General features: G+C 40.9%; 19 protein-coding genes. 11 read left to right on the forward strand and 8 right to left on the reverse strand.

What is annotated here, in order from left to right:
- Window positions 1-2 precede the first annotated feature (2 nt).
- The 3 genes from ACIQAA_RS08790 to ACIQAA_RS08800 all read right to left on the reverse strand — a co-directional run bounded on the left by ACIQAA_RS08790 (window position 3) and on the right by ACIQAA_RS08800 (window position 1,597).
- On the reverse strand, window positions 3-773 hold the full coding sequence (locus ACIQAA_RS08790; protein WP_402617797.1) for a transporter substrate-binding domain-containing protein: 771 nt from the start codon (window positions 771-773) through the stop codon (window positions 3-5).
- Window positions 774-1,056: 283 nt separating this feature from the next.
- The gene (locus ACIQAA_RS08795) at window positions 1,057-1,224 is read right to left on the reverse strand and encodes a hypothetical protein (RefSeq protein ID WP_402617800.1); all 168 of its coding nucleotides are present in this window, start codon (window positions 1,222-1,224) and stop codon (window positions 1,057-1,059) included.
- A 7-nt stretch (window positions 1,225-1,231) separates the two neighbouring features.
- Window positions 1,232-1,597, reverse strand: a complete 366-nt coding sequence (locus tag ACIQAA_RS08800) for a hypothetical protein (RefSeq protein ID WP_402617802.1) — start codon at window positions 1,595-1,597, stop codon at window positions 1,232-1,234.
- A 175-nt stretch (window positions 1,598-1,772) separates the two neighbouring features.
- Here ACIQAA_RS08800 and ACIQAA_RS08805 point away from each other — a divergent pair, with 175 nt between their 5' ends.
- The 4 genes from ACIQAA_RS08805 (at window position 1,773) to ACIQAA_RS08820 (ending at window position 6,012) form a co-directional block, all read left to right on the forward strand.
- Window positions 1,773-2,591 (forward strand): 3D domain-containing protein, encoded by an 819-nt coding sequence (locus tag ACIQAA_RS08805; protein WP_402617805.1) that lies wholly within the window; start codon window positions 1,773-1,775, stop codon window positions 2,589-2,591.
- Window positions 2,592-3,264: 673 nt separating this feature from the next.
- Entirely contained in the window at window positions 3,265-4,503 is a 1,239-nt protein-coding gene (locus ACIQAA_RS08810; RefSeq protein ID WP_402617808.1) for a saccharopine dehydrogenase family protein, read from the forward strand.
- A gap of 1 nt (window position 4,504) precedes the next feature.
- Window positions 4,505-5,632 (forward strand): carboxynorspermidine decarboxylase, encoded by a 1,128-nt coding sequence (nspC, locus tag ACIQAA_RS08815; protein ID WP_402617811.1) that lies wholly within the window; start codon window positions 4,505-4,507, stop codon window positions 5,630-5,632.
- A gap of 119 nt (window positions 5,633-5,751) precedes the next feature.
- Entirely contained in the window at window positions 5,752-6,012 is a 261-nt protein-coding gene (locus ACIQAA_RS08820) for a DUF2535 family protein (protein WP_402617814.1), read from the forward strand.
- 142 nt (window positions 6,013-6,154) lie between these two features.
- Here the strand turns inward: ACIQAA_RS08820 and ACIQAA_RS08825 are convergent, their stop codons facing one another.
- Window positions 6,155-6,718: a GNAT family N-acetyltransferase gene (locus ACIQAA_RS08825; protein ID WP_402617817.1), complete on the reverse strand. Its 564-nt coding sequence runs from the start codon at window positions 6,716-6,718 to the stop codon at window positions 6,155-6,157.
- A 197-nt stretch (window positions 6,719-6,915) separates the two neighbouring features.
- Between ACIQAA_RS08825 and ACIQAA_RS08830 the strand changes: the two genes are divergently transcribed.
- The 7 genes from ACIQAA_RS08830 (at window position 6,916) to ACIQAA_RS08860 (ending at window position 16,479) form a co-directional block, all read left to right on the forward strand.
- Window positions 6,916-8,136, forward strand: coding sequence for an ATP-grasp domain-containing protein (locus ACIQAA_RS08830; RefSeq protein ID WP_402617820.1), 1,221 nt, complete (start codon window positions 6,916-6,918; stop codon window positions 8,134-8,136).
- A 15-nt stretch (window positions 8,137-8,151) separates the two neighbouring features.
- On the forward strand, window positions 8,152-10,140 hold the full coding sequence (locus ACIQAA_RS08835) for a hypothetical protein (protein ID WP_402617823.1): 1,989 nt from the start codon (window positions 8,152-8,154) through the stop codon (window positions 10,138-10,140).
- Between the two features lie 70 nt (window positions 10,141-10,210).
- Window positions 10,211-11,245, forward strand: coding sequence for an N-acetyl-gamma-glutamyl-phosphate reductase (gene argC / locus ACIQAA_RS08840; RefSeq protein ID WP_402617826.1), 1,035 nt, complete (start codon window positions 10,211-10,213; stop codon window positions 11,243-11,245).
- Between the two features lie 12 nt (window positions 11,246-11,257).
- Window positions 11,258-12,487 (forward strand): bifunctional ornithine acetyltransferase/N-acetylglutamate synthase, encoded by a 1,230-nt coding sequence (gene argJ, locus ACIQAA_RS08845; RefSeq protein ID WP_402617828.1) that lies wholly within the window; start codon window positions 11,258-11,260, stop codon window positions 12,485-12,487.
- Between the two features lie 17 nt (window positions 12,488-12,504).
- Window positions 12,505-13,278: an acetylglutamate kinase gene (argB, locus tag ACIQAA_RS08850; protein WP_402617832.1), complete on the forward strand. Its 774-nt coding sequence runs from the start codon at window positions 12,505-12,507 to the stop codon at window positions 13,276-13,278.
- Window positions 13,275-14,441 carry an acetylornithine transaminase gene (locus tag ACIQAA_RS08855; protein ID WP_402617835.1) on the forward strand — a complete coding sequence of 389 codons (1,167 nt, stop codon included), beginning with the start codon at window positions 13,275-13,277 and terminating at the stop codon, window positions 14,439-14,441. Before argB ends, ACIQAA_RS08855 begins: the two co-directional genes overlap by 4 nt.
- A gap of 202 nt (window positions 14,442-14,643) precedes the next feature.
- Window positions 14,644-16,479 (forward strand): hypothetical protein, encoded by a 1,836-nt coding sequence (locus tag ACIQAA_RS08860; RefSeq protein WP_402617837.1) that lies wholly within the window; start codon window positions 14,644-14,646, stop codon window positions 16,477-16,479.
- 195 nt (window positions 16,480-16,674) lie between these two features.
- On the opposite strand, the gene ACIQAA_RS08865 is transcribed toward ACIQAA_RS08860, so the two are convergent.
- The 4 genes from ACIQAA_RS08865 to ACIQAA_RS08880 all read right to left on the reverse strand — a co-directional run bounded on the left by ACIQAA_RS08865 (window position 16,675) and on the right by ACIQAA_RS08880 (window position 21,813).
- Entirely contained in the window at window positions 16,675-17,811 is a 1,137-nt protein-coding gene (locus ACIQAA_RS08865; protein WP_402617840.1) for a glycerate kinase family protein, read from the reverse strand.
- 65 nt (window positions 17,812-17,876) lie between these two features.
- A complete protein-coding gene (gene pgmB / locus ACIQAA_RS08870) occupies window positions 17,877-18,548 on the reverse strand; it encodes a beta-phosphoglucomutase (RefSeq protein WP_402617843.1) in 672 nt (223 codons plus the stop codon).
- 11 nt (window positions 18,549-18,559) lie between these two features.
- Window positions 18,560-20,782 carry a glycoside hydrolase family 65 protein gene (locus ACIQAA_RS08875; protein ID WP_402617846.1) on the reverse strand — a complete coding sequence of 741 codons (2,223 nt, stop codon included), beginning with the start codon at window positions 20,780-20,782 and terminating at the stop codon, window positions 18,560-18,562.
- Window positions 20,779-21,813: a Gfo/Idh/MocA family protein gene (locus tag ACIQAA_RS08880; protein WP_402617849.1), complete on the reverse strand. Its 1,035-nt coding sequence runs from the start codon at window positions 21,811-21,813 to the stop codon at window positions 20,779-20,781. The genes ACIQAA_RS08875 and ACIQAA_RS08880 overlap by 4 nt, the downstream gene beginning before the upstream one ends.
- Window positions 21,814-21,828: the final 15 nt, after the last annotated feature.

The following is a 21,828-nucleotide window of genomic DNA, read 5'->3' on the forward strand; positions in this document are numbered from 1 at the left end:
TTTTATTCACCAAGATACGTTTTTATAATTTTATCATATGTTCCATCTTTTTTAAGCTCAGCAAGTCCGTTATTAATTTTTTCTAATAACTCCTGGTTCTCACCTTTCAATACAGCAATTCCGTATTGATCTCCATTTAAACGATCTCCCACAAGTTTTAATCCTAGATCCTTCTGGGCAATGGCATAAGAGATAACAGGGTAATCTTCAATAAGTGCATCTGCATTTCCATTTGATACTTCCTGGAACATCGCAGGACTATCGTTAAATTGAACCACTTCAATTCCTAGTTTTGAAGCATTATTTACTGCATATGTTGCACCTGTCGTACCTTTTTTAACCGCAACCTTTTTTCCTTTAAGATCATCAACAGATTTAATTGTTGTATTATCTTCTTTCACAACAACGATTAATCCAGCGTCAAAATACGGTGTTGAGAAATCGACAATCTTTTTTCTGTCATCTGTAATACTCATTCCTGCAATAGCTACGTCAAGCTGGTTCGCTTGCATAGCTGGGATAATTCCGCCAAAATCCATTGGAGAAAGTTCGATTTCAAACCCTTGGTTTTTCGCAATCGCATTAATTAATTCGATATCGATACCCTTATACTCGTCTCCTTCTTTAAATTCGAACGGAGGATAAGTTGTATCTACACCAACTTTATATACTTTTTCACTATTAGCACTTTCACTCGCTGTTTTATCGGTTCCACATGCCGCGATAAATAACGTAAGAACCAAAAACAACGTAAATAGGCCAAATTTTTTCATATCATTCACTCCCCATATAAAAGTTATTAATATTACCGTAGTAATAAAATTATGACTTTAATAATATAGCATAAATTCAGATGAGAATAATAGTGGCAATTATTGAAATATAACAAATTGAAAGAATCATCGACCATAATTCGCTAGATAAACGAATAAACTGCAAGCCTAAAAAGCTATTTATATCAAAATAAAAAAAGCGATTGGAGAAGATTAACAAGGAAAAAATTACACATGCAATCATTTTTATAAACGGAGATTTCTTTTTTCGTAGCTTTGTCAACTAAGTGTTGGCACGCGGTCCATAGCCACTATTTTTCATATTAAACTGATCCAACGAATACTTCTTAAGCCTGGTGCATTCAGACAGCTCCTTGCTTTTTTCGCCTTGGCCTGTCCGAATGCCCCACCATTCAGACAGCTCGTATAATTTAATAGTATTGATTGCCATTCCGCTCCTAAAGTTTTCCTGTAATTTGTTCTTCAATATCTTCAATAAGATCCCAATCAACATCTTCATCTAATTCATTACTTATTTTTTCAATAAGAAGGAACTTCTGCTGATCCATATCTCCATCATATCCAAACTGTAAAAAGTATTGATTTTTAAAGTTAACAAACCAATAATACTGGCTATATAATACCACTTCGTAGCTAAATGGAAATTTTTCTACTATATCTTGTGCACACTGCTGCAAAAACCAATACTGTCTTAAAAGTTTAGATAAGCCTTCATCATCGATATGGATAAGAGTTGTTTCATCTAAAACGGGATTTAAAATTTCCATCATTTTTTCAATATCTTCTCCATTAATAAGATCCATGGTGAATCTCCTAACTCCGAATATTATTTTCTTATTACTAGATTATTTCAGAAATATTATTGCAATATAAATGCCACGGATGTAACCGAACTAACACCTCCCTGTTCTTTTTCTCAGAAAATTCTATGTTAAGATGATTAAAAATTAGCAATAAAAGAACATGGAGGGTAAAAGAATGCTTAAGAAATTTGTATCAATTTTAGCAGTTGCTGTACTCTCAGTAACTGTAAGTGCTAATGTTCAAGCTGCAAGTATTACCGTACAAAAAGGGGACACCCTTTGGGCGCTGTCACGCGCAAATAATATGTCTTTAGAAAATCTCCAAAAGATAAATAATCTTACTACAGACCTTATACATCCGGGGGATGTGCTAACTGTCGCACCTGAAAAACGTTATACTGTTATACAAGGTGACACATTATGGGATATAGCCATGAATCATCAAGTAACAGTCTCGCAAATTAAAGATTGGAACCAATTACATACTGATCTTATCCATCCTGGATTAAATCTAGTAATCTTTGAAGGTTTAAAAACTACTAATATCGTGTTAACAGAACAACCAGAACCTGCACCTGTAACAGTGGTGCCAACTGAAAGTGAACCTGCGGTAGAAGCGACAACTGAACCTGCACCTGCTGTTCAGGAGCAAGCGCCCGCACCAGCTGAAAGTGCACCTGCAGTTGAAGCCGCAGCACCTAGTTCAAAGGAAATTACAGTAGAAGCTACAGCCTATACAGCAAGTTGTGAAGGCTGCTCTGGTATTACGGCCACTGGAATTAACCTTTTAGAAAACCCAAATCAAAAGGTTATCTCCGTTGACCCAAGTGTTATACCGCTCGGCAGTAAAGTTTATGTAGAAGGCTATGGTGAAGCGATCGCCGGAGATACAGGCGGTGCGATTAAAGGAAATAAAATTGATGTCTTTATCCCTTCGAAACAAGATGCCATTAATTTTGGAAGGAAACAATTAAAGGTAACCATATTAAACTAAAAACATTGCAAACCCTTTATCTATTTAAAGGGTTTGTCGTGTTTCTGGTGTAAAATAGCGCTGAGAAAAAACCCCAGAATAAAGGCTTTAGACCACGTTATTGTAACTCTAGGTTAATAATAAAATAAAACTAACAAAAAAAGGAAGAAACATCCTACAAAAAATATTAAATTCTCTATTGCGACGCTATTTATATTCTGCTAATATGAAATAGCGTTGTTATTGGAAAGCTGTTATTCAAAATATCTTTGAGTCTTTCCAAGCAGATAATTTTTGACCACTTCCTTAAGAAGTTAAGGCCATACGGACAGCCGGGTCAAATGCCGATTGGCAACTTTAGTTGCCTTATTGATTGAGTTAAAAGCTCAAATTTTATAAGTTGGTTACTTTACAACCAGTGCAGATGCACACAACTTGTGAAACGGTCAATAAGAGTAGTAAAAGTAATTATTTGCTATATAGACTCTGATCCTATGAAGATATATTTTGAATATTAGCGAGCTTTCTTTCATAATGTCCTAGGACTTTTATGCTAAGGGTATACTTCTGTGTTACGGTATACTGAGCTTATTAATATTGATTAAATATCGAAAACAAGTGTTGTGCGCTGTCATGCGTTTTTTCACTTGTTTTTTTTGTTGGGAAAAAATTTATTAAGTTGGGAGATAGGAGAATGGGAAAAGCACTTATCATTGGCGCCGGCGGCGTAGCATCAGTGGCAGTTCATAAATGTGTTCAAAACAGTGACGTATTTGAAGAGATTTGTATCGCTAGCCGTACAAAATCAAAATGCGATGACTTAAAAGCAAAATTAGAAGGCACAACTAAAACAAAAATCACCACTGCTCAAGTGGATGCAGATAATGTAGAAGAATTAATTGCTTTAATTAATGAAGTAAAACCAGATATCGTGATGAACTTAGCATTACCATATCAAGACTTAACGATTATGGATGCTTGTCTTGCAACAAAGACACACTATATGGATACTGCAAACTACGAGCCAGAAGATACAGCAAAATTTGAATACAAATGGCAATGGGAATACAAAGAGCGTTTTGAAAAGGCTGGCATTACAGCTCTTTTAGGAAGCGGCTTTGACCCAGGTGTAACGGGAGTATTCTCTGCTTATGCGCTAAAACATTATTTCGACGAAATCGAATATATCGATATCCTTGACTGCAACGGCGGCGACCATGGCTATCCGTTTGCAACAAACTTCAACCCTGAAATCAATATCCGCGAAGTATCTGCTAACGGCCGCTACTGGGAAAACGGTGAATGGGTCGAGACTGAGCCAATGGAAATCAAGCGCGTTTATAACTTCGCTGAAGTTGGCGAAAAAGATATGTACCTGCTATACCACGAAGAGCTTGAATCTCTTGCGAAAAACATGCCAGGCCTTAAGCGTATCCGTTTCTTCATGACATTTGGTCAAAGCTATATTACACACCTTAAAGCTCTTGAAAATGTAGGAATGACTTCTATCGAACCAATTGAATTCGAAGGAAAACAAATCATTCCGCTTCAGTTCTTAAAGGCTGTATTACCAGACCCTGCTTCTCTTGGACCACGTACAGTTGGAAAAACAAATATCGGCTGTATCTTCCAAGGTAAAAAAGACGGAAAACCGGTAACGTATTATGTTTACAACGTGTGTGACCACCAAGAATGCTACAGAGAAGTTGGTTCTCAAGCGATCTCTTATACAACAGGTGTACCTGCAATGATCGGTGCAGCAATGGTCATGACTGGCAAATGGAATAAGCCAGGCGTATTCAATATCGAAGAATTTGATCCAGATCCATTCATGGAAGAGTTAAACAAATGGGGACTTCCATGGGTAGAAAACTTCAATCCTGTTCTAGTTGATGAGCCAGTGAAAGAAAAAGAGATGGAGTTCGTTCGATAAGATGAAGTTCGAAGAATTACCAACACCGTGTTATGTAGTAGATGAGGGTCTTCTAGAAAAGAACCTCAAAATCCTGAACGGCGTCATGGAACGTACAGGAGCTAAAATTGTTTTAGCACAGAAAGCATTTTCTATGACAACAATGTATCCCCTCATTGGAAAGTATTTAAGCGGAACAACAGCTAGTGGATTATTCGAGGCACGTCTTGGTTACGAAGAGATGGGCAAAGAAAATCATGTCTTTGCCCCTGCCTACCGTGAAGATGAAATTGACGAAATTATATCCATTTGTGATCATATTATCTTTAACTCCTTCTCACAGTTGGAAAAGTTTAAAGATAAAGCCCTAGCAGCTGGCAGAAAAGTCGGCTTGCGCATTAATCCTGAATGTTCAACGCAGGTTGGACACGAAATCTATGACCCATGTTCAATAGGTTCTAGATTTGGTGTTAAACAAGAAGATTTTCGCCCTGATTTGCTTGATGGTGTTTCTGGTTTGCATTTCCATACCCTTTGTCAGCAAAACTCTGACGATTTAGAGACCACTCTAAATGCAGTCGTAGAAAGATTTGGACAATGGCTTCCGCAAATGGAATGGATTAACTTTGGCGGCGGCCACCATATTACAAGAGAAGATTACGACATTCCAAGACTCGAAAACTGCATTAGAAGAATGCAGGAGAAATACGGATTAGAAGTATACCTTGAGCCAGGTGAAGCGATTGCGCTTAACGCAGGCTATTTAATCACTTCTGTCCTTGACCTCCATCGTAATGGAATCGATATTGCCATTCTTGACACATCTGCAACTTGTCATATGCCTGACGTTTTAGAAATGCCTTATCGTCCTCCACTGTTTGGATCAGGGGAAACAGGCGAAAAGCCATTTACCTATCGTCTTGGCGGACAAACCTGTCTTACAGGTGATGTAATTGGTGATTACTCTTTCGACCAGCCATTAAAGAGCGGCGATCGTCTAGTTTTCGGTGATATGGCCATCTATACAATGGTAAAAAACTCTACCTTTAACGGTATGCCTTTACCAGCGATTGCTGTCCAGGATAAAGACGGAGACTGTCGTATTGTACGTGAATTCGGCTATCAAGATTTCAAAATGAGATTAGCTTAATAGTAATGAAAACCAGATTCTGTTTAAGAGTCTGGTTTTTTATGTCCACGAAATAGTAACAATATTTTGACGCTTTAGCCCGTTAATGAGTTATAATAGAAGAAAATTGGAAAAAGAAGATGATATTTTTGGTATGTAAAAGCCTGGAGTTCAAAAATACTTTTGGACAGAAAATCAAAGTCATGGACATCCCTGTATTAGAAAAAAACCATCGATACTTTTTTGCGGTACAAGCTCGATTACAGCGATTTACCTCACTACTCTTTGAGCATCCTCAAGAAAAATGCTGCCATTCTTTCCGGGAACATTTGAAACGAAAAATGAGCTGGACTGACTTCAAAGATTTATACAATATTGAAGATTTTCGAAATAACGCATAATCTTACTTATCTATAAAACATTACATAAACAATCAAATAGATGTTCAAAACAAAGGGTCAGCCCCCACTATCTTAGCATATCGTGGGGCTGACCCTTTTTGGCTGCTATTTGGATATCCGCATCCTTGTAGAACCCTTTCAACTAAGCATTAACAATCATTAATTCTTCCATCCAGAGAACATCTGATACAGGCTGGGGATTGCGTTTGTACAGTTCCCCAGCTTTAAAAGCGTGTACTTCATCATATACAGCTTTCATTTGGTTATACACCCAATGTTCCGTTCTATGTACTGGTGACCAGCAGAAGATGTCCATTTTATTCAACTCATTTGTTACCATATGGATTCTTTCATAACGAATCGATTCCATCTTTAGGAAACCATTTTTTTCATAAAAACGTATTCTTTTTTCCGAGTCAGGGTCTATCAGAGTTACTGGCTCCACCTCTAATATGATCGCTTTTCCTTTTCTTTTCAACTGATCAAGGATCTTACTTCCTCTCCCATTCCCACGGTTGTTTCCGGTCACGAGGATATAATCTATGAAGATAAAATCTGAATGTTCGAAGTATACAAGCACATGGCCTGGGCTTTCTTCTAATTGATAGATTCCTTGCTTTTCATGAAAAAGTATTTCAAAATGCCTTTTGGATTTCATTTCTTTTTCTGGAAAATAATCAGTCAATCTAGTATACCAGTGGCTCATCCTACTACCCCTTTAACAGAATTTTTTCAATTTTCTTCAACTTACCCTCTTATTTTAGTGAATCAATGTAAATTTTTTATTAAGATAGTTTTAAGTATTTGTACTCTTTGTGTAAATCTGAAAATTCTAACTTTTATTTTTGTTAAAATAATGCTGTTATAATCTTGTCCACATTCAAAATAGGGAGAGTTATGCAGATGAAAGAGAGCAAGGGTAAAGTAACGGCATTACTTGGCTGGAGTCTTCATGCAATTGAAGCGATTGACAAAATGAATCGACCTTTTGTGGTGGTCGGTCCACCTGAATTTCAAAGTTTTGCTGACACCCATAACATCCAGTTTGTCCCATGGGTATTCGACCACTTAGAGGAACGGTCGGATGAACTTTATGAAAGATTAAAGAACCTGAATACAAAAGTAGCTATACCGATCTATGAGGAAACCGTCGAATGGGCTGGTACCCTTAATGCAAGGTTCCGAAATAACCCGCGTATTTTCCATAAATCACTGTTACTTCGGGACAAAGGGTTGATGAAGCGTAAAGCACAAATGGCCGGCATCCGTGTGGGTGTATTTGCAGAAGCGGAAAACAAGGATGATATCTATCGTTTTTTAAATAGAGTAAATGAAGCATTAATAAAGCTGGATGGCGATCCAAATGACCCCATCCATGTAAAGCCTTTTAATAAGGCAGGAACAGTGGGCCACCGGATGATTCGCGATCGACAAGAGATTGAACAAATCTGCGATTCTGAATTTCCCCTTCTGATGGAAAGCCATCTAGATGGTCAGGAATTCTCCTGTGAGGTCTTTATCCATAATGGCAAGGTGAAGTTCCTAAATATTACCGAGTACGTAAAGCTTGGTCATTCTAACTTCGTGCCTGCTTCTCCTTCTCTTGAAGAATGGCGGCCGCAAATTAGGGAAGAGATCGAGAAGCTTGTAGAAGCCTTTGAAGTCGAATACGGAGTCATTCACCCTGAATATTTCATCGCCCCGGATGGAACATTGAATTTCGGCGAGGTGGCTGCCCGTGTTCCAGGTGGTCATATATTTGAATTGATTGAAAAGGCGTATGGCTTTAGTGCGTTCCAAGCACAGATTCTTTGTAGCGACCCAGATACTACAGAAGAAGAACTTGAGGCCTTTTTCCCTGAGGAAGTGGTCTCTGCAAAGGGTTATGCCGGCAGCTTGATGGTATATCCAAACGTAAAAATCATTGAAAAACTCAGTATGCCTGAGGAGCTCAAAAATCATCCTTATTTCGAAAAACATGATATGTTCATACCTGTTACTTCCAAAGTGGCAGAACGAGTGGGCTTTGGAAACCATTATGGAACGATTTTCTTTTCAGGGGATGACAGTGAAATCATGAGGATGCTCATGAAAAAATATGAAAAACATGATTTTTACCTTTAAGGAGGGAAGAAACGGATGACCAACCAAACAAAGCGGAAAAGAATGAGTAAACTAACAGCCGCCTTAAAAAATAGATTCGAAAATGCCCTAAACAGACTCGAGGAGGCAAAATCATTCGCCAAAAGCATGTACCAGACAGAAGTCTTCCAACTGGCGATTGAGCTATCCCGTTCAGATGACGGTCTGCCTATCCTCTATGGGAATGCCCATCGGTTTGACAAAGCCGGTGTGTTCCAAGACGGTCCTTGGGAAGATCCGGCAAAAATGCAGCCTCCCTTGGCCGGTGGTTCATTGAAGCTTAAAGGTGTCCAATCCATTATTGAATTGTTAAGTGAAATGAGAATGCTTGCCATTGCCAAAGGGGATTACATACACGAGGGCGTTACCGCTGAAGAAGCACACGTATTTTTAAATGAAGTCCTCGCTCTTAATCTTGACCTGTTATTTCCGCCGGAAAATGAGGAAAACCGTATTCAGCTGGATGAACATATGATCCGGGCACAGCACTTGTTCCGCTACCTGGGCCAAGAGCTTTCGTTTAAGGCAATCGCTGATAAAATTGCTCAGGAGATCGATCGCCTGACCGTTCAGCGCCCGATTATGACCGGACGGATATTAAACATGATCGCCATGTTTGAACCACTAATGGAAAGTGTAGAGGATGAAAGAACAGCGGAAGCTCTTAAAAAGTACTCACGTGCTGCCAATGCTCCTACACCACTAAGTAAGGATGCGTCCACTCAAAGGGAATACAGGCTCAGAATAAAGGATGCCTATGGTGATGAACTTGAGGCTGAGGCTAAGATTTTTGCTGGTTCCATGAAAGATACTGGGCTTGTTTCACCCCATCATGCCGTACTGCTGCGATTCCTTAACCGGAAGAATCCGGACTTGATTCCAGCTGCCCTTGATCTAACGGAAACAGGGATAGCCAGCTTTAATGCCAATAGAGAATTAATTCACGATATGATTCAGCTCTCTATTTATCCAGAAACAAGGCAATCTATTTACGGCCTTGCAAGAATGCTTGACCGCGGAGTTCTTTCCCAGGAACATGTGGCACCAGCCATTCGCCGGCTGTTCGAGCTCCCGATTCACGCCCAGGTGAAACAAATCCTTTCAAAGCCTGAATATGAACGGTGCGGGATCAGCCTGAACGGTGTGCTCGTTGCCGGGGTCATTAGTGTACTCGGCCAGCCGCTTGGAGTGGGCCAGGGTCTCAATCCAACTTGCCAGTCTGCGAGAGCCGTCTCCCTGTGGTCCCAGCATGGAATCGGCCAGCTGTTAGAATACATTGCCCGCGCGGCTCGTGATCATGATATTGACATGACTTTTGAAGGTGAAGCAATCCATTCAAGCCTCCTGGTTGACGGAGTTGCCGGAGAAATTCACCAAGAATTGGATCCCGTATCCATTGTTCTTGTTTCCCACCTCGATAAAATCTATAACGAAATGATGAAACGGACACTCCTTCGCGGAGAAGACGGTCATAAGTGGGTGAACCCCGAATTTTATGGAGAGTGGATTCCAAAGGGCTTTATAAATGTAATCGATCCACTAACACTGAAAGTGACCAATTATTCCACCTTCGTCAGGCTATTCTATGCTACCCACCATCCTGACTATAATGAGGGGTACGAATTGATTTATCCAAACCCAGTTGGCATTTTCACGACTAACGTACACGGGACACTGCTCGGTTTGCACGCGGTATCGATTCAAAGGATTCATCAAGATCAGAATGGGGATTACCGGATCTATTTTTACAATCCGAACAACGACAGCGGCCAGAATTGGGGGCAAGGCATAAGCCCTAGCGTTTCAGGTTTCGGTGAATTTGAAGGAGAATCTTCCCTTCCGTTTCATGAGTTTTTATCAAGGATGTATGCCTTCCATTACAACCCCTACGAACAGGGAGACATCTATATGGTTGAAGATAGCCTTGTAGAAGAAGTAGAAACCTTAGCAAGAGACAGCTGGGGCAAAACTTATCTTTGGGAATAACAAAAGCGGAAGCGCCTTGATCAGGGGCTGGAGCTAGATCAGACAACAAACTGTTTACGGGAGGTCCGTCATGCAAGTATCAATAATCGGTACTACTGGATATGGCGGTGGTGAACTATTTCGCATATTACATCACCATCCTATATTTAGGATACAATCTGTTCATACGACACGGGATGAGATTCCATTATTTGAAGAGTATCCACACCTGAACGGAATTACAAGCTTAAAACTTGAGCATATCGATGCTGAAAAAATAGCGAAGCATTCAGATATTGTTTTTATTGCTGCGCCATCAGGGGTATCTAGCAAACTAGTCCCCGCCTTCCTTGACACAGGTATTCAAATCATCGACTTATCTGGTGACCTGCGTCTTACCGATGGAGAACTATATAGAAAATGGTATAAGCACGAACCTGTAGGAAGCAATCTCCTAGAAAATGCTGTTTATGGGTTAAGTGAATGGAACAAAGAAAAAATCATCGATTCTAGTTTAATTGCCAACCCTGGCTGTTACCCTACAGCCACGCTATTAGGTCTTGCGCCAGTAATAAAACAGAAACTGATTGATCCGGAAATGATTATTGTTGATGCGAAATCCGGTGCTTCGGGAGCTGGAAGATCGGTATCTAAAAACCTGCTATTCTCGGAAATCAATGAAAATTTCCGAATCTATAAGGTAAACGAACATCAGCATATTCCTGAAATACAACAGCAATTGAACCTGTGGGATGCCGAAATTTCACCTATCACATTCAATACCCATTTGTTGCCAATCACGAGAGGAATCATGGCTACTATTTATGTAAAGCTTACAGAAAATATCAATACTGATAGACTTATTGAATTATATAAGGAACAGTATTTGAATAATCCGTTCGTAAGGATTAGACAAAAAGGTAATTTCCCATCTGTCAAGGAAGTATCTGGATCAAATTATTGTGATATTGGTTTACATGCTGACGAGAGAACAGGAAGGGTAACGATCGTTTCTGTCATCGATAATCTCATGAAAGGCGCTGCCGGCCAGGCGGTTCAGAATGCTAATTTAATGAATGGATTAAATGAGAAAACGGGATTAGAGTTTATTCCTATGTACCCTTAAGGAGGATCTGGAATGCAGTTATTGTTAAAGGATAAAATGGTTGAAATAGAAAATGGGAATATATTATCACCACAAGGATTTACGACAGCAGGGGTCCATGCCGGACTCCGCTATGCTAAAAAGGATTTAGGAATCATTATTAGTGAAATCCCGGCTTCAGCTGCAGCAGTTTATACTACAAACCAATTCCAAGCAGCTCCTTTAATAGTAACGAAAGAAAGCATTGAGAGCGAAGGTCTCTTACAGGCTGTTGTGGTGAACAGTGCCTGTGCCAATGCTTGTACAGGAGTAAGAGGACACAAGGATGCATTAATCATGCGCTCCTTAACCTCTGAAAAATTCAACCTTAAGGAAAATTATGTGGCTGTTGCTTCGACTGGTGTTATTGGCAAGTATTTAGATATGGATAAAATTTCAAACGGCATTCAATCATTATCACCAGGTAAATCAAACAGTGATGCAGTTGATTTTCAAACTGCTATTCTGACCACCGATATCGTGATGAAAAGCTGTGGTTACTCAAGCATAATCGACGGCCAAACCATTACCATCGGAGGTGCGGCCAAAGGTTCAGGAATGATTCATCCGAACATGGCTACCATGCTTGGTTTCTTAACAACGGATGCAGCAATCTCTCCAGAGAATTTATCGGCAGCCTTAAAACGGGTAACCAATCATACATTTAATCAAATTACTGTGGATGGAGATACCTCCACAAACGATATGGTCTTGTGTTTGGCAAACGGTCTGGCAGGGAATCATCCGTTAACCCCAGAACATCCAGAATGGGAAACATTCGTTGAGCTTTTGAAGAAGGCTTGTGAAAATTTAGCCAAGCAAATTGCAATGGATGGCGAGGGTGCTACGAAGTTAGTTGAGGTAGAGGTACTAGGGGCAAAGGATGATGAGGAAGCAAGATTCATTGCCAAACAAATTGTTGGGTCAAATTTAGTAAAAACCGCCATCTTTGGTGCCGATGCCAACTGGGGACGAATCATCGGCGCGATTGGGCAGACAAAAGCGGCGATTAACCCTTATACAGTCGATATGGCCATCGGTTCTATTAAGATGCTGGAAAATAGTGTACCTTGTACGTTCTCAGAGGACGAAGCACGCAATTATTTAAATCAGCCATTTATCAAGATTTTTGTTAATCTTCATGTGGGTAAAGGTGCCGGTAAGGCATGGGGCTGTGACCTATCTTATGACTATGTCAAAATCAATGCCAGCTATCGTACGTAAGGCTCGGAGGAAACAGGATGAAATATATTGTTATCAAATGCGGCGGCAGTGTTTTAGACGAGTTAACATCCTCTTTTTTCACAAGTCTTTCCGAGTTGGAGAATCTTGGATATAAACTGGTTTTTATCCATGGCGGTGGACCTGATATAAATGAAATGCTCGAATTATTTAATGTAAAACCTGAATTTGTCAATGGACTTCGTAAAACGAATGAGCAGACACTAAAAATTGCGGAAATGATTCTATCAGGGCAAACGAACAGAAAACTTGTGGCAATGCTTCAGCAGCACCACTTCTCCCCCATCGGGATAAACGGAAGTGACGCGAATTGTTTACAGGCTGAGTATTTAAACCGTGAAGAGCTTGGTTTTGTTGGAGAAATCAGCAAGGTTAATACAGAATACTTAGAACTTGCTGTTAATAGGAACTACATTCCTGTCATTACTCCGTTAGGAATTACTGAAACAGGTGAAAAACTTAATGTTAACGCTGATTATGCAGCCGCAGAGGTGGCGAAAGCCCTTGATGCCGAACAATGCCTGTTTGTCACCAATGTTGATGGCGTCTTGATTGAGGGCACAATCGCCAGTTCCCTATCAAAACAAGAGGTCGATACTTATATTGCCAATGGTGAAATTAGTGGAGGGATGATTCCGAAAGTTCAATCAGCTTTGAATGCTGTGGAAAAAGGCGTTGATAGTGTCATGATCGTATCCGGTAAAAAGACCTTTTTTGAAAATGGCACCTGGAACGGGACGAGAATTTTTCATAAGGAGCTGATCACAAATTGAGTCACTTATTTCCAACCTATGCACGCTGGGAGATTGAACCTGAATCAGCGAGTGGCAGCACAATGATAGATAAGAATGGAAAAACATTTCTTGATTTTACTTCAGGAATCGGGGTCTGTAATCTTGGACACTGTCCGAAGAACGTTGAAGAAGCAGTACTTAAGCAGCTCAAGCAATTTTGGCACGTATCGAATCTGTTCCAAAGTGAAAACCAGGAGGCAGCCGCAAAAACGCTTGCAGAAGCAGCCGGACTCGATCGAGTATTCTTTGCTAATAGCGGTGCAGAAGCAAACGAAGCCGCCATTAAGCTAGCACGTAAAGCAACAGGAAAAACAAAAATTATCACCTTTAAAAATTCCTTTCACGGCCGCACCTTTGCGACAATGTCAGCAACAGGACAAGATAAAATAAAGCATGGATATGGCCCAATGCTCGAAACATTTATCTATGTTTCCTATAATGATATCGAAGCAATTAAGAGTGAAATAGGAAATGATGTTGCAGCAGTTATGATTGAAGTTGTACAAGGTGAAGGTGGAATTCATGTTGGCAATAAGAATTTTTTACAGGGTGTTCAGGAGCTTTGTAAACAGCATGGTGCACTTTTCATCATTGATGAAATTCAAACAGGAATTGGCCGGACAGGGAAACCATTCGCATTCCAACACTTTGACCTTGATCCTGATCTAATTACATCGGCTAAAGGTTTAGGAAGCGGATTTCCAATCGGCGCATTAATTGGGATAGAAAAACTTGAGCAATATTTTGGTCCTGGAAGTCACGGCTCGACCTTCGGAGGAAATCCAGTTTCCATCGCCGCAGCTATTGCTACGATGGAAGCCATTTTTAATAAAGAATTTTTAAATGAAGTTCTTTATAAAAGTGAATTTTTATTTATGCAACTAAATAGTCTTAAACACTTTAATCTGATCCAGGATATAAGAGGAATTGGATTGATGGCTGGAATCGAATGCAAGTTACCCGTAACAGCAATAATAAGGGAGCTTCGAAATAAGGGGCTGATCGTATTGCCAGCAGGAGAAAAGGTCATTCGACTATTGCCGCCTCTCACCGTATCAATGGAAGAACTGGAAAATGGAATGAACATACTAAAAGAAATCCTAGAAAAAGCCTATGTCCGCCGAAATGCAGGAGTTTGGTAATTAAGCATGTCCGTTCGCCGCGGTAAGGGAGCTGACTCCCACCATTTTCAACAGTAAAAATTAACAGAAAAAAATTTAAGGGACCTGAAATATATGGTCCTTTTTTGCTTAATTTCGAATAGAGAGGAATAATAAGTAATTCTCTTTATGTTTTGTCAATATGATACTGTAAAGGCACTATGTAAAGAAAGGGATTGAATTCATGGGACTTTTTCTTTTTACATTAGAGGATTCATTTCAAAGGGCATTATATCAGTTATTGAAAACACCCTTATTAATGAAAAGTTCATTTCAACAGGCCGTTTTTGAAGAAGCTGCTTTACTTCTGAAGAAACCTAATGGATTGGCAAAGATTTTTCAATATGCCCATCTGTTTGATGAAGCCGGGGTGTTTGTGGGGAAACCATGGGAGAATGTCCGTAAGCTCAATCCCGTTCTTGTTAGAGGTACTTTACATGCAGGTGGCATTATGGCAACTGCCGAAGCACTAAGCAATCTAAGAATTCTTGCCATTGCCAGGGGTGATTATGTACACGCAGAAATGTCTGCGCAAGAAGCAACTGAATTTTTGACAAAGGTTATGGCTTTGAACCTGGATCTGCTATTAATGAAAGAAACAGAAGAAAATCGGGTAAACCATCTGTACAAAGATAAGCAAGCTTCGGAAATTTTAGGATTTATCTCAGACAATTGTTTTTCACCGCTTGTATTTCAAAGCCTATATCAGGAAGTCGATAATTTAGCCGTACAAAGACCAATTGTAACGGATAAGATTCTAAAATTAATTGCCAGTGCAAAAAAGTTAGCTCACGACCTTGAAAAAGCAGATACTAGCATGGTGCATTACGAAAATGCCGTTTATTGCCCATCTGTAATCGCTGCTACAGCGTCCGTTGAAAGTTATCAAAATAAGCTTAAAGCCAGCAATGATTTAGTATTAATTCAGGAAGCCCATCAGCTGCGTGAATCACTCAAGAATACAGGGCTTGTTTCACCGTTCCATGCGATTTTTTTAATCTATATAAATAATGAAAAGCCCGATTTACTTCAGAGAATAGTAGGTGAAGATGAAACAGCAAGGAAAAACCTGCGGGGGAATCTTCCTTTTATTTCTACTCTAATTGATACAGCGATTACGATTAAAACCCGAAGAAGCATTTATGGTCTCATACGCCTTCTGGAGCGAGATATTTTTACGAAAGAATTTATAAGAGAATTAGGGAAGCTTTTAGACGTACCTCTTTATGAAAACATAACAAAAAGGCTCGCAGAAGTTCATAGTATCAACGATACGGGTGTCCTTCGTTCTCTTCTAGTCTCGGAAATGATAAGCGTTTTGGGTCAGCCACTCGGTATTGGCCAAGGTTTTAACCCAACTTGCCAATCGACAAGAGCACTCAGCTATTGGTCACAAAAGGAGCCTGTTATGCTGCTCAAAATGTTTAATCACTTTCTTGAACATGGAAAAATTACGATTCATTTTGAGGGCAGACCTATCTCTTCTGATACACTTCCGCATGTGTCCCTAGATGATGTCGACAATATTGATACCATATCACTACTCTTAATCCCTCACCTCGATTCTATCTATTTTGAAATGTTAAATGCCACCAAAGGACGCGGTCAGGATCCCCATAAATGGATCAACCCTTCTTTTCATATTAAAGGAATATGGTCCGGGTTTTCAGATTCATACAGTGACGTTCAATTTAAATCCAAATTTCACCTTTACTATCACCCTTCGAGTAATCAAAATGTCAATGAAGGGCTTCCCCAGCCAGCCGGAATTACGATTTACAACCACTCTGGTCAAGCGCTTGGAGCTCATGCAGTGCTTATACAAAGAGTAGCCCCTGACCCTTCAGGCTGCATACGTGTCTATTTTTATAACCCAAATAACGACAGCCTTCAAGTATGGGGAAACTCCATTAGAACGAGCGTTTCCGGAAATGGCGAGAAAGAGGGCGAGTCCTCCCTTCCATTCGACGATTTCCTGCACTGCTTATATGCATTTCACTTTCCTAAACTGGATGGATAACAACCACTTATAAGGCCTTGATTACTCCCTATGCGGAGCGATCGAGGCCTTTGAAAGGAGAAAAAGAATGTGCCCGTATGTAGGAAGGTAACTGAATTTGAAAATGACTATTTCTAACGTGTACCAAATGGCACAGTGACCAAAACTCCTCTTCCTCCACCGTTACGGTCACTCCACACTACCAAAAAAACAAAACTAAATCAGCTTCAAAATCCTGCCTATTTGCTCGGCTGTTCTTCTTAAATTTAACCTGGTTACTTCTGGGTCCATGGCTGTTTCTAAGTCAACAGGCCCGCTCACGATGGGAAAGAACGAAGATATCCCTGACTCATGCAAAGAAGAATTCCCTTCTGTGATATCTCCTGCAAGTGCAATCACAGGGATTCCATGTTTTTTTGAAAGATGAGCAATTCCGGCAGGGGCTTTCCCCATTGAGGTTTGACCATCCAGCTTCCCCTCGCCTGTAATCGTAAGGTTCACTCCCTGCAGCTTTTCCTCAAGCCGCACATAATCAAGTATCAGCTGTACACCAGATTCCAGTTCAGCACCTAGGAACCCAGCAAAAGCCGCTCCCAATCCACCGGCTGCACCGGCTCCTGAAATCTGCTGCAGATCCTTGCCTGCCTGCTCTAACACTACCGCAGCAAAGTTTCGAAGGCCATCATCTAATTCCTTTACTATTTCTGGTGTTGCTCCTTTTTGCGGTCCATAAATATAAGCCGCACCATTCAAGCCATATAGCGGATTATTTACATCACAAGCAACACGAAACTTCAAGTCTTTCACCTGATGGGGAACAGCGCTCGAATCAATCCGTGCAACCTTCTTTAGCTCAACTCCGCCAAATCCAACAAGCTCACCCTCCAGAGTAAAAAATTGATACCCTAGTGCCTGCAGCATTCCAACTCCAGCATCATTGGTGGCACTGCCGCCAAGACCGATGATAATTTCATGGCATCCCTGTTCCACCGCTTCCAAAATAAGTTCTCCGACACCAAAGGAAGTGGTAAACAGAGGATTACGCTTTTCAACAGATAATAACGGTAATCCACATGCTTCCGCAATTTCTATAACGGCAGTTGTCCTGTCCCCTAAAATTCCGAAGACTGCGTTCACCGGGTGACCTAAGGGTCCTGTAACAATTTTTTCAATAAATTGTCCATTTGTCGCATGGACTAGCGCCTCTACCGTACCCTCGCCACCATCTGCAATCGGCACGGTCACAATAGTAAAATCCGAACTAACCACTGAAAATCCTTCAGCGATAGCCTTATTTGCTTCGAATGATGACAAGCTCCCCTTTAAGGAATCCATTGCAACTAAAATATTCAACTGCCTGCTCCCCCTTTTTCCCTATAAAAAATACCTGTAAACATTTGTCTACAGGCTTATTAACATTATAATCTAGCAAAATATTGTCCTTTTATTATCTCCCAATCAAGTTGAGATGTAGCTTCAACCCTGAAGTCCGCACCATCAAGATAATGGCCGACACCAACCGCAAACATGCCGCTTGCTTTTATCGCTTCAATCCCCGCTTGGGCGTCTTCAATGCCAAGCGAATAGGCTGGATTAGCCACTAGTCCTTTGCAGGCTGTGAGGAAAATCTCTGGATCTGGCTTTGATTTGCTAATTTTTGCGGCATCCGCACAGTAATCAAAAGATGATTCTAACTGGAGCGCCTTTAAGACCGTCGCTGCATTTTTTGAAACGGAAGCAAGGCCAATGGAAATTCCCTCTGCTTTAATAGCAGCTAGTAATTCCAGGATTCCCGGCAAAACAGCTTCTGGTGTTAATTCTTTTAAGAACTCACAGTAGTGCAAATTCTTTTTCGCCGCCATTTCTTCTTTTTCAGCTAAGGTAAAATCATTCTGTCGATTTCCCTCTTTTAAAATTAACTCAAGGGAATCCATGCGGCTGATTCCTTTCAGTCTCTCATTAAATACTTCGTCAATCGTGATTCCCACTTCTTCTGCCAGCTGTTTCCACGCAAGAAAATGATAATGTGCCGTATCGGTTATCACTCCATCCAGGTCAAAAACAACTGCTTCTATACGTTTATTTTCCATATCTCATTCCCCTAATTCTTAACTTTGGCTTCAACCCGGTCACTCAAATGATATTCATTACCGTTAATCTCAACATCTAAATCCAATCCTGAAAGCTTCACAATCTCGACACGCTCGTTAGTCAATTTGACCGTAAGTTTCCGCCCCTGATAAGTAAGTGGAAAATTCAATACTGACCAGTTTTTTGGTAACTTAGGGTTAAAGGTGAGACGGCCGCCAGCCTGTGACATATTGGCAAAACCAAACAGTGCAGTCAGCCAAATCGCTCCTAATGAAGCGGCGTGTATTCCTTCATCAGACGAATGCGGATTGGGACCCAAATCGATTAGGCATGCTTCCTTAAAAAATCGATAGGCAGTTTCCTCTTCGTCACAGCGTGCTGCAACAATTGCGTGAATCGCCTTGCTGAGAGAAGAGTCATGGATGGTATGATCTTCGTAATAATGGAGGTTCTTCGCGACAACCTCTTTTGGAAACAGATCCGGAAATAGATACAGCAGCATAACGGTATCTGCTTGTTTCAAAATCTGCATTTCATTGACCTCAGCACGCGAATAATCGAGCAAAATCGCCTGACTTCCCTGTGATTGTTTATAAGGGGTTAAGTCAATTTCAGGCTTGGATAAGAAGGTATCATCCTGCGGAATGATCTTGGCTTCATTGGGCACTGGAAGATACAAACGTTTTAAAAAGTCCATTCCCTGGCTGATAAGCTGTTCATCCGCATCCTCATATTGATCCATAAAATAAAGGGCTTGTTCCACATTGTAGAACGCCATGTAATTTGTATAGGCATTGTTGTCAATGTGCTCTGTGTATTCATCTGGCCCGATAACATCCTTGATGGAAAGCTTGTTACCTTCTTCTACTGTACGGCTAATCCAAAACTTTGCCGTTTCTTTCAGCAGTGCAAGACCTTCATTTTTCATGAACTCTTCATCCAATGTGTTTTGGAAATACTGGACAACAAGAAAGGCAATATCCGCAACAATATGGTGCTCACTGAGTGCAGAAGCTACCTTCTGCCGCGTTCCAGTCCGTATATTAATCGCTGCAAACTCCGGTGTTTCCTCTTTTCCTGAAAAAGCACTTTCCCATGGGAATAACGCACCTTCATATCCATTTTCAACTGCCTTTTCCTTTGCCTGCTGCAAATGGAGGTAGCGGTATCGCAAAAGCTTTTTCGCCGTTTCAGGCTCTGTGAACAAATGAAAAGGAGCGATAAAGATTTCGGTATCCCAGAAGACATGTCCTTTATACCCTTCACCAGTAAGTCCTTTGGCACCAACGCTAAAACGCTCGTCATGAGCCGGTGTCATAATCTCCATGTGATAGAGAGCAAAATCCATTGAAGTCTGGTCGAATTCATCTGTAGATTGGATTTCAATACCCTTTTGCACCCAAAACTCCTGCCATGCATGTGCAGACCTTTCAAGCAAAGCCTCATAACCTAGCAAGCTATTAGATTTAAGATCTGCTAAACCAGCACTTTCTGGATTCGAACTTTCGAGCGAGGTGTATACCGTTCCTATTTTTTCAAAAACAAACGGCTCATCTTTTTCGATATTCTGAGCAACCGCTGCATTCAACTGGCGGTTTTTTGCAGAAAAAGAAATTTGGCTTGCCGCAGGAGCATATATGCTGGCTGCTATCGCGATCGTAATCCCCGTTTCCGTCGTTTGATAGACGCATTGGAGAAATTCTTCGTTAAAAACCCGGACACTTTCTTCTAGTAAATGTTGTTTCCCGAAGTTTGTCTGCTGAGCATCAATTCCGGTAACAATCTTAATTTTGGCTGGTTGATCCAGACTTGTAACAGTTACCTTCGAAGCAAGCAAATGTAAATGATCCTTAGCAACAAAACGTTGAAAAATAAATTGAAAACGGGCACCCGCTTTATCTTTCCAAATGAATTCCCGTCTTAGCTCACCAGTCTCAAGTAGTAAAGCTCGCTGATAAGAAAGCAATTCTCCTTCTAACATGGAAAAGATTTTGCCGTCAATCTCAATCAACATACCAGAAATGTCCGGTAAATTGACGAGGTCGGACGTGTCATTAGCACTCGCTTTATTATAGACACCTGCCACATACATCCCGCGGGTTTGACCTGTATAATTCTCCTCATGGGCGGCACGGACACCTAAATAGCCATTTCCTAAAGCCATTACACTCGAAAATTTATTAAGAGAGTGCAAATCAAAATTATTATCGTATATCACTTGTTTATTCTTCATAATGTTACACTCTCACCTTTTTCCGCAGATTGGTACAATGCCTCGATCAGTTGTTGGATGAAGTATCCTTGCTCTCCGTCTGCCACCATAACATCCTTACCTAAGCATCTATCCACAAAGGCTTCCATGCTTTTTTGATGGCGGTCAGGATCGGCACTTTCTCTGTTCAAAAGCGAAACAAGCTCGCCGCCTTCATCTGTATAGATTTGGGCAGGAAAGAGTGTCGCACCAGCTTGTGTACCAAAGAACTCAACGTTCATGACAGAGTCTTCTTTCATGTTCAAGGCAAAGGATGTTTCGATTTGTAACAAGCAGCCGCCTTCAAGCTCAATAAATCCGAACAGTGAATCCTCGACATTAAATTTAGCAGGATCCCATTCTCCGAGAGTACCTTTTGATTTTTTTGTTCCAATCTTTTGATACATTTTTGCTGTGACTTTTTCAATTTTCGGGAATCCGAGCACATATAATGCTGCGTCAAGCATATGTGCCCCCAAATCAATCAGTGGTCCTCCGCCCTGTACTTCCTTGTTTGTGAAGGTTCCCCATCCTGGGATGCCGCAACGCCTCAATGCCTTTGCTCTCGTCACATAGACATTTCCAAGGACCCCCTCCTTCACTTTTTCACGAAGAATGGTCACGTCCACCGCAAAGCGGTGATGGAAATCATAAGCAAGCAGGCAGGAGTTGCGCTCGGCCGCTTCTTTCATTTCCTTCGCTTCAGCAGCAGAAATAGCTGGTGGTTTTTCACACATCACATCGCAGCCATGTGAAATCGCCTGCAGGACATTCTCACAATGGAACATGTTTGGGGTACAGATACTAACTATATCCGGCTTCTCAACAGCATACATGTCTTCTGCATCCGTATAAAAACGCGGAATATGATTTCTCTCAGCGAATTCCTTCACCTTATCAGGATTTGGACCAACAACTGCGACAATTTCTAGTTCTTCTCTTGTTTGATAGTAGGCCACGTGTACCTTTTCAGCTACTTGTCCTGCTCCAATAATCGCTACTTTCTTTTTCAATGCGGTATCCTCCTT

Source organism: Neobacillus sp. NPDC093182 (assembly GCF_044754045.1).

Bases quoted from the DNA above. Each gene is read 5' to 3' on its own strand.
- ACIQAA_RS08790 (WP_402617797.1), bottom strand. From the start codon at position 773: ATGAAAAAATTTGGCCTATTTACGTTGTTTTTGGTTCTTACGTTATTT.
- ACIQAA_RS08795 (WP_402617800.1), bottom strand. From the start codon at position 1,224: ATGGCAATCAATACTATTAAATTATACGAGCTGTCTGAATGGTGGGGC.
- ACIQAA_RS08800 (WP_402617802.1), bottom strand. From the start codon at position 1,597: ATGGATCTTATTAATGGAGAAGATATTGAAAAAATGATGGAAATTTTA.
- ACIQAA_RS08805 (WP_402617805.1), top strand. From the start codon at position 1,773: ATGCTTAAGAAATTTGTATCAATTTTAGCAGTTGCTGTACTCTCAGTA.
- ACIQAA_RS08810 (WP_402617808.1), top strand. From the start codon at position 3,265: ATGGGAAAAGCACTTATCATTGGCGCCGGCGGCGTAGCATCAGTGGCA.
- nspC (WP_402617811.1), top strand. From the start codon at position 4,505: ATGAAGTTCGAAGAATTACCAACACCGTGTTATGTAGTAGATGAGGGT.
- ACIQAA_RS08820 (WP_402617814.1), top strand. From the start codon at position 5,752: ATGATATTTTTGGTATGTAAAAGCCTGGAGTTCAAAAATACTTTTGGA.
- ACIQAA_RS08825 (WP_402617817.1), bottom strand. From the start codon at position 6,718: ATGAGCCACTGGTATACTAGATTGACTGATTATTTTCCAGAAAAAGAA.
- ACIQAA_RS08830 (WP_402617820.1), top strand. From the start codon at position 6,916: ATGAAAGAGAGCAAGGGTAAAGTAACGGCATTACTTGGCTGGAGTCTT.
- ACIQAA_RS08835 (WP_402617823.1), top strand. From the start codon at position 8,152: ATGACCAACCAAACAAAGCGGAAAAGAATGAGTAAACTAACAGCCGCC.
- argC (WP_402617826.1), top strand. From the start codon at position 10,211: ATGCAAGTATCAATAATCGGTACTACTGGATATGGCGGTGGTGAACTA.
- argJ (WP_402617828.1), top strand. From the start codon at position 11,258: ATGCAGTTATTGTTAAAGGATAAAATGGTTGAAATAGAAAATGGGAAT.
- argB (WP_402617832.1), top strand. From the start codon at position 12,505: ATGAAATATATTGTTATCAAATGCGGCGGCAGTGTTTTAGACGAGTTA.
- ACIQAA_RS08860 (WP_402617837.1), top strand. From the start codon at position 14,644: ATGGGACTTTTTCTTTTTACATTAGAGGATTCATTTCAAAGGGCATTA.
- pgmB (WP_402617843.1), bottom strand. From the start codon at position 18,548: ATGGAAAATAAACGTATAGAAGCAGTTGTTTTTGACCTGGATGGAGTG.
- ACIQAA_RS08875 (WP_402617846.1), bottom strand. From the start codon at position 20,782: ATGAAGAATAAACAAGTGATATACGATAATAATTTTGATTTGCACTCT.